At 65.7% G+C, this 7,718-nt stretch carries 6 protein-coding genes; 3 read left to right on the forward strand and 3 right to left on the reverse strand.

Translation table 11 applies throughout. The annotated features are described in order from the left end of the window. Nucleotides 1-205: 205 nt before the first annotated feature. Genes UB43_RS07165 through UB43_RS07175 form a run of 3 tightly spaced genes read left to right on the forward strand, consistent with a single transcriptional unit; the run spans nucleotide 206 to nucleotide 5,105 of the window. Nucleotides 206-1,567, forward strand: coding sequence for a TolC family outer membrane protein (locus tag UB43_RS07165; RefSeq protein WP_045209747.1), 1,362 nt, complete (start codon nucleotides 206-208; stop codon nucleotides 1,565-1,567). 21 nt (nucleotides 1,568-1,588) lie between these two features. Continuing rightward, a complete protein-coding gene (locus UB43_RS07170) occupies nucleotides 1,589-3,745 on the forward strand; it encodes a type I secretion system permease/ATPase (RefSeq protein ID WP_045209748.1) in 2,157 nt (718 codons plus the stop codon). Then, a complete protein-coding gene (locus UB43_RS07175) occupies nucleotides 3,735-5,105 on the forward strand; it encodes an HlyD family type I secretion periplasmic adaptor subunit (protein ID WP_045209749.1) in 1,371 nt (456 codons plus the stop codon). Before UB43_RS07170 ends, UB43_RS07175 begins: the two co-directional genes overlap by 11 nt. Before the next feature lie 196 nt (nucleotides 5,106-5,301). Here the strand turns inward: UB43_RS07175 and UB43_RS07180 are convergent, their stop codons facing one another. The 3 genes from UB43_RS07180 to mmsB all read right to left on the reverse strand — a co-directional run bounded on the left by UB43_RS07180 (nucleotide 5,302) and on the right by mmsB (nucleotide 7,644). Then, a complete protein-coding gene (locus UB43_RS07180) occupies nucleotides 5,302-5,943 on the reverse strand; it encodes an NAD(P)-dependent oxidoreductase (RefSeq protein WP_045209750.1) in 642 nt (213 codons plus the stop codon). 112 nt (nucleotides 5,944-6,055) lie between these two features. Then, the gene (locus UB43_RS29800; RefSeq protein ID WP_045209751.1) at nucleotides 6,056-6,688 is read right to left on the reverse strand and encodes a potassium channel family protein; all 633 of its coding nucleotides are present in this window, start codon (nucleotides 6,686-6,688) and stop codon (nucleotides 6,056-6,058) included. A gap of 71 nt (nucleotides 6,689-6,759) precedes the next feature. After that, a complete protein-coding gene (gene mmsB, locus UB43_RS07190) occupies nucleotides 6,760-7,644 on the reverse strand; it encodes a 3-hydroxyisobutyrate dehydrogenase (protein ID WP_045209752.1) in 885 nt (294 codons plus the stop codon). Nucleotides 7,645-7,718: the final 74 nt, after the last annotated feature.

Consider the following 7,718-nt stretch of genomic DNA (forward strand, 5'->3'; position numbering starts at 1 on the left):
ATGCCAATGTATTGACCATTCGATTGCCATCCTAAACAATTGGCAAATCGATGTCACTTTGATATCGGTGGTCCGCCCAAAAAAATTTAGCGTGAAATTCATCACGCTTTTTGAAGCTTTCCTTGCAGCCATTCGCCGGTCTTTTGACGCTCGTTAGCGGCAATCGAATCGCTGCGGCTATCTCACTGATAAGGATGTTTTCCTCATGCGCATGCGATTCGCTCAAGCCGTGCCCTTCGCCCTGGCTTTCGTCATTCCCGTGGCTCTGCCGGTACAGGCCGATACCCTCAACCAGGCCATGCAGAAGGCCCTGGAGTACCACCCGGAAATCCAGGCCGGGGTGAACTCGCGTCTCGCTGCGGACAAGCAACTGCGCGCCGCGAAGGGGGGCTACCTGCCGTCCGTCGACCTGACCGCCGGATACGGCCGCGAAGGCTCCGACAACACCACCACCCGTGGCCAAGGCGACCACTGGGACACGCTGAACCGTGGCGAATCCAACCTCGCCCTGCGCCAGATGGTGTTCGACGGCTTCGCCACGTCCAGCGAAGTCGGCCGCCAGCAGGCCAACGTCAACTCCCGCGCCTATGCGCTGCTGGGTACTTCCGAGCGCACCGCGCTGGACGTCGCCCAGGTCTACACCGACGTGCTGCGTCGCCAGGAAATGGTTCGTCTGGCCGAGGACAACCTGAAGAATCACCAGCGCGTCTACGACCAGATCAGCCTGCGCAGCTCCCGTGGCGTCGGCCGTCTCGCCGACCAGGACCAGGCCGAAGCCCGCCTGGCCCAGGCGCAGAACAACCTGATGACCGAGAAGACCAACCTGGCCGACGCCCGCACCAACTACTACAGCGTGGTGGGCAGCGACCCGGTGGAACTGAGCGAGCCGACTGGTCTTGTCGGCCAGTTGCCGGAAGACCTGCAGGCCGCCCGTCGCCAACTGGTGGAGAACAGCCCGATCCTGCGCTCCGCGGAATCCGACGTCGCCGCCGCCGAGAAGCAGTACGACGCGGCGAAATCGACCTTCTATCCGAGATTCGATGCAGAACTTTCCCGCGGTGCCGATAACAACCTCGACGGAGAAGAAGGCCACAACAACGAATGGCAGGCCATGCTGCGCATGCGCTACAACCTGTTCGCCGGTGGCAGCAACAAGGCCGAACTGGAAGCCAAGTCGTACGAGGCGAACCAGGCCCTGGATATCCGCAACAACGCCCTGCGCCAGTTGAACGAGGAACTCGGATTGTCCTGGAACGCCCTGAACAACGCCCGTGACCAGCTGCCGATCGCCCGCCAGTACGTGGACTACAGCACCCGCGTGCGCGAGGCCTACCAGAAGCAGTTCACCATCGGCGAGCGCACCCTGCTGGACCTGCTGGACAGCGAGAACGAACTGTTCAACGCTTCGCGCCGTCTGGTCGACCTGAAGTACACCGAGCTGTTCACCCAGTACCGCATCAAGGCCACCCTGGGCGAATTGCTCAAGAGCCAGGGTGTGGTCGCGCCGATGGCCGCGGTGGCTTCCGAAGACATCAAGCCGAAAGTCCAGCTGCCCGGCCTCAACTAACCTGCCCGAGAGAGCATCCGCGTGGATCAAGAAGTCAGCGCAGTACCCCTAAGCCACGATCCGCGCGGTCTGCTGGATGACCCGCTGCTGGACAGCCTGCTGACGCTTTGTCAGCTGCACCAGAAGCCGGCCAGCCGCGCCATGCTCACCAGCGGCCTGCCGCTGCCCGGCCAGCGCCTCTGTGCCGAGCTGTTGCCCCGTGCGGCGGCTCGCGCCGGCCTGCAGGGGCGCCTGCTGCAGCGCAAGCTGGAGCAGATTCCTGCGCTGGCCATGCCCGCCATGCTGCTGCTGCGCGAAGGGCGCTGCGCGGTGCTGCTGGGCTGGGAAAGCAATGGCGATGCGCGCCTGCTGCTGTCCGAGAGCGACGGCGGTGAAGTGCGCGTCACCCGCGAGCTGCTCGGCGAGGACTATGCCGGCCAGGCCTTCTTCGCCCAGCCGCAGCACAAGTTCGACCTGCAGCACGGCGAGCTGATTCCGCGCGCCAAGAGCTGGTTCCGCGACACCCTCAAGCGCTCGCGCTGGCTCTATGTCGACGCCGTGGCCGCGAGCCTGCTGATCAACCTGATCGCCCTGGCTGCGCCGCTGTTCGTCATGAACGTCTACGACCGCGTAGTGCCCAACCAGGCCGCCGCTACCCTGTGGGTGCTGGCCATCGGCATCAGCGGCGCCTACCTGTTCGACCTGCTGCTCAAGACCATGCGCGGCCTGTGCCTGGACCTGGCCGGCAAGAAGACCGACCTGATCATCTCGGCGACGCTGTTCGAGCGCATCGTCGGCATGAGCATGAAGTACCGCCCGGCGCGGGTCGGCTCGTTCGCCCAGAACATCCACGAATTCCAGACGCTGCGTGACTTCCTCAACTCGCTCACGCTCACCACCCTGATCGACCTGCCGTTCACCCTGCTGATCCTGCTGGTGATCGGCATCATCGGCGGGCCGCTGGTGTTCGTCCCGCTGGTGGCTTTCCCGCTGGCCGCGGGCCTCGGCTGGCTGCTGCAGAAGCCGCTGGTGGAGACCATGAACCGCACCATGGCGCTGGCCGCCGAGCGCCAGTCGAGCCTGATCGAGACACTCGCCAGCCTCGACGCGGTGAAGGTCAACAACGCCGAGAGCGAGCGCCAGTACCTGTGGGAGCAGACCATCGGCACCCTCAGCCGCCTGGAGCTGCGGGTCAAGCTGCTGTCGACCCTGGCGATGAACATCACCGTGCTGATCCAGGCGCTGGCCGGGGTCATCATGATCATCGGCGGCGTCTACCTGATCATCGCCGGCGACCTGTCCATGGGCGGCCTGATCGCCTGCTACATGCTCAACGGCCGCGCCCTCGGCCCGCTGACCCAGCTCTCCGGGCTGATCCAGCGCTACCAGCAGGCGCGCCTGTCCATGGCCACCACCAACCAGATGATGGAGCTGCCGCAGGAGCGCAACGCCGACGAACGTCCGCTGACCCGCTCGCAACTGCGCGGCGGCATCGAGATGCGCGGCCTCGACTTCGCCTACCCGAACCAGCAGGTCTCGGCGCTGCACGGCATCAACCTGCAGATCCGCGCCGGCGAGAAGGTCGGCATCATCGGCCGCAGCGGCTCGGGCAAGAGCTCCCTGGCCAAGCTGATCGTCGGCCTGCACCAGCCCGAGAACGGCAACCTGCTGGTGGACGGCGCCGACGTGCGCCAGCTGGACATCAGCGAGCTGCGCCACAACATCGGCTACGTGCCACAGGACATCAGCCTGTTCAGTGGCACCCTGCGCGACAACCTGGTCAGCGGCGCGCGCTACATCGATGACGAGCGCGTGCTGGAAGTGGCCGAGCTGACCGGTGTGAACGAGTTCGTCCGCCTGCACCCGCAGGGTTACGAGCTGCAGGTCGGCGAGCGTGGCCACAATCTGTCCGGCGGCCAGCGGCAGAACGTCGCCCTGGCCCGCGCGCTGCTGCTCGACCCGCCGATCCTGCTGCTGGACGAGCCCACCAGCGCCATGGACAACGCCGGCGAGGAACGCCTGAAACAGCGCCTGCAATCGATAATGGGCGAGAAGACACTGCTGCTGGTCACCCACCGCGCCTCCATGCTCAGCCTGGTGGACCGCCTGGTGATCATCGACAAGGGCCGCATCATCGCCGACGGTCCGAAGGACGTGGTCATGGATGCACTGAAGAAGGGGCAGATCAGTGTCGCTTAATCCTCTGGGCAGTATCCGCCACTCTGTCCGTGGCTATTTCAAGGGCGGCGACAACCTCTCCGGCCAGCCGCTTCCGGAAGTCAGCAAGGCGCTGATCGAGGACGCGCCGCGTGTGGTGCGCCTGACCATCTGGATTCTCATCGGCTTCGTCGCCTTCCTGCTGCTCTGGGCACACTTCGCGCAGATCGACGAGGTCACCCGCGGCGAGGGCAAGGCGATTCCCTCGTCCAAGGTGCAGAAGATCCAGAACCTGGAAGGCGGCATCGTCTCGCAGATTTTCGTCCACGAAGGGCAGGTGGTGCAGGCCGGCGAGCAACTGATGCGCCTGGACCCGACGCGCTTCCAGTCCAACGTCGGCGAAACCGAGGCCGACCGCCTGGCGATGTTCCTGCGCGTGGAGCGCCTGTCCGCCGAGGTGGAAGAGCGAGCGCTGAACATCCCCGACGATGTGCGCGCCAAGGTGCCCGGCCAGGCCAGCAGTGAAGAGGCGCTGTTCCACAGCCGCCAGCAGCAGCTCAAGGATGAAACCGACGGCCTGCAGCAACAGCTGGTGCAGAAGCAGCAGGAGTTGCGCGAGTTCGTCTCCAAGCAGGCGCAGTACCGCAACAGCCTGAACCTGCTGCGCCAGGAGATTTCCATGTCCGAGCCGCTGGTGGCCCAGGGCGCGATGTCCCAGGTAGAGCTGCTGCGTCTCAAGCGCGGCGAAGTGGAAAACCGTGGCCAGCTCGATGCCACCACCCTGGCGATCCCACGGGCCGAGGCCGCGGTGAAGGAAGTGGAGCGCAAGGTCGCCGAGACCCGCTCGCGCTTCCGCAGCGATGCGTTGAAGGAACTCAACGAAGCCCGCACCGAACTGAGCAAGGCCACCGCCACCGGCAAGGCGCTGGAGGATCGCGTCAGTCGCACCCTGGTCACCTCGCCGGTGCGCGGCATCGTCAAGCAGCTGCTGGTGAACACCATCGGCGGTGTGATCCAGCCGGGCAGCGACCTGATCGAGATCGTTCCGCTGGACGACACCCTGCTGGTGGAAGCGCGCATCCGTCCGCAGGACATCGCCTTCCTGCGACCCGGCCAGCACGCCATGGTCAAGTTCACCGCCTACGACTACACCATCTACGGCGGCCTGCAGGCGGACCTGGAGCAGATCGGCGCCGACACTGTCACCGACGACGACGGCAACAGCTTCTACCTGATCAAGCTGCGCACCCGCAAAAGCCACCTCGGCAGCGACGACAAGCCGCTGCTGATCATCCCCGGCATGATCGCCACCGTGGACATCATGACTGGGAAGAAGAGCATCCTCAGCTACCTGCTCAAGCCCATCCTGCGGGCCAAGGCGGAAGCGCTGCGCGAGCGATAAGCCGAGAGGGCCTGCGGAAAAGGGCCATCCCATGGGATGGCCCTTTTTTGTGGGTGCACGGGACTCCGTCCGCGATCAGCTCACCCCCTGCGCGTTGGCTGGAACACGGTTCGCGAGCAAGCTCGCTCCTACAAGAGCGCCACGCGGCAACCGGTATCTGTAGGAGCGAGCTTGCTCGCGAACCCGGCCAACGCCATCAATACGCCACGGTAAACCGCTGCTGATGGTGATTGGCCTGCTCGGCCTCGTCGATCATCGCTACCGCCAGGTCCGGCAGGGAGATGCGGCTCTCGCCGTTGCCATCGAACAGCACCTGGTCGCCGCCGATGCGGAAGCTGCCGGTGCGGGTTTCGCCGTCGAGCAGCATCGCCGGGCTGAGGAAGGCCCAGTCCAGTGCCTTTTCGCCGCGCAATTGGTCCAGCGCGTCGGCGGCGCCCAGTGCGCCTTGCTTCCACTGTTCCGGGAACTCCGGGCTGTCCACCAGGCGCTGGCCGGGGGCGATCTCCAGGCTGCCGGCGCCGCCGAGCACCAGCAGGCGCTTCACGCCGGAAGCCTTTACACCGTCGAGGATGGCGCGGCTGCCGCTGGCATGGGCCTGGCGAATATCCGGGTTGCCCCAACCGGCATTGAATGCGCTGACCACGACGTCCTGCCCGGCCACGGCGCGGGCGACCTGGGCCGGGTCGCAGACGTCGGCCTGGACCACCTTGAGGTTGTCGCGCGCCGGTAGCTTCGCCGGATCGCGCACCAGCGCTGTCACGCTATGGCCGCGGCGCAGGGCTTCTTCGAGGAAGTAATGGCCGACGTGGCCGGTGGCGCCGATCAGGGCAATGTTCATGGAAACACCTTTGTGGGATGGCTGGCCGCGCAGTGGCGGCGGGTGATTCATCTTCGGTGCTGGGCGCGTTTGGATAAACGGCCGTTATCACCATGCACTCGTAAGCCAGGCTTCACAATTCATCCTGACGATCATTCATCAGGCTCAGCCCGCGGGCGACTGCCAGGGCGATGAACAGTGCGCCCATGATGGCTTCCGTGCCGGCCAGCAGGCGTGCCAGCGGCAGTACCGGCGAGATGTCGCCGTAGCCGATGGTGGTGAGGGTGATCATGCTGAAGTAGATGAAGCTGTCCAGGTGGAGGGGCGTGGCTCCGTTGAAGCTGTGCGGCCACAGCTGCTCGATGAGGTTGTAGGCGAAGGCGAAGACCAGCACGAAGTTCAGGTACAGCGAACACAGGCCGTAGAGCAGTTCACTGGTCACCGGCCGCTCCTGCGTCACGCGGCGGAACAACGCCACCACCAGCAGCAGGTAGAAACACATCTGCGGGATGCCCTGGTGCAGCAGCGGCCGCAGGTGCCAGTCCTGTGGAATGAACTGCATGCACAGGCTGAACACGCCGGCCAGGCAGATGAAGTAGAACAGCGGGCTGCGGCTGCGCAAGGTGTTGAGTGCCGCCAGGACCATCAGCACCAGGCTGCCCAGCTCCAATGGCAAGGGCGGTGAGGGAAAGGCCAGCAGCGCCAGCACCAGGATGATGGAGCCCAGCAGCAGGCGAAAGCGGTAGTGCAGCAGGAAGCGTTTCAAGGAGGAGGGCGCCCGAGTGTCGCGAGGGCGCCAGTCTGGTCGAGAGCGCTGTTCGCCAGCCATGCCGGGCTTCAGTTTTCGAAGAGTTTCTGCACCACCGAGAAGTCCTGCTCACCATGGCCCTGTTTCACCAGCAGGCGATACAGCGCCAGGGCCAGGCTGCCCATGGGCGTGCTGTTGCCGCTGACCTGCGCGGTCTCCTGCGCCAGCCCCAGGTCCTTGGTCATCAGCGCGGCCATGAAGCCGCCGGTATAGCCACGCGAGGCGGGGGCGTTCTCCATCACGCCGGGCCACGGGTTGTACACCTCCAGCGCCCAGTTGCCGCCGGAACTGCGCCGCATGATCTCCGACAGCACCACCGGGTCCAGGCCATTGGCGGCGCCCAGGGCGAGGGATTCGGCGGTGCCGATCATCAGGACGGCGAGCAGTTGGTTGTTGCACACCTTGGCCACTTGCCCGGCACCGTCGCCGCCGGCGTGGAAGATGTTCCGACCCATGGCGGAGAACACCGGGCGGGCGCGCTCGAGTACCTCGGCATCGCCGCCGACCATGAAGGTCAGGGTGCCGGCGATGGCGCCGCCGGTGCCCCCGGAAACCGGGGCGTCGAGCAGGGAGATCTTGCGCTCGGCGGCGGCCAGGTGGACCTTGCGCGCCGAGGCGGGGGCGATGGTGGAGCACTCCAGCACCAGGGTGCCGGGGGCGATGTGCGCGAGCAGGCCCTCGTTGCCGAGGTAGAGCCCCTCGACGTGCTGGCTGGCCGGCAGCATGGTGACCACCACGTCGGCGCCGTCCACTGCGTCATGGGCGCTCCGTGCGGCACTGGCGCCCTGGGCGATCAGGCCGTCGATGGCGCTCTGCACCAGGTCGAACACGCGCAGCAGGTAGCCGGCCTTGATCAGGTTGGCGGCCATGGGCGCGCCCATGTGGCCGAGGCCGATGAAGGCGATGGTTTGCATGCTGGTTTCCTCCTGTTCAACGACAGTGGCACTCCAGCACGGGGGCTTCCTGTAGGAGCGCCCCATGGGCGCGA

Origin of the sequence: Pseudomonas sp. 21 (assembly GCF_000955805.1) — a bacterium.
GTDB lineage: Bacteria > Pseudomonadota > Gammaproteobacteria > Pseudomonadales > Pseudomonadaceae > Pseudomonas.

Coding starts and splice junctions, on each gene's coding strand:
- UB43_RS07165 (WP_045209747.1), top strand. CDS start 206: ATGCGCATGCGATTCGCTCAAGCCGTGCCCTTCGCCCTGGCTTTCGTC.
- UB43_RS07180 (WP_045209750.1), bottom strand. CDS start 5,943: ATGAACATTGCCCTGATCGGCGCCACCGGCCACGTCGGCCATTACTTC.
- mmsB (WP_045209752.1), bottom strand. CDS start 7,644: ATGCAAACCATCGCCTTCATCGGCCTCGGCCACATGGGCGCGCCCATG.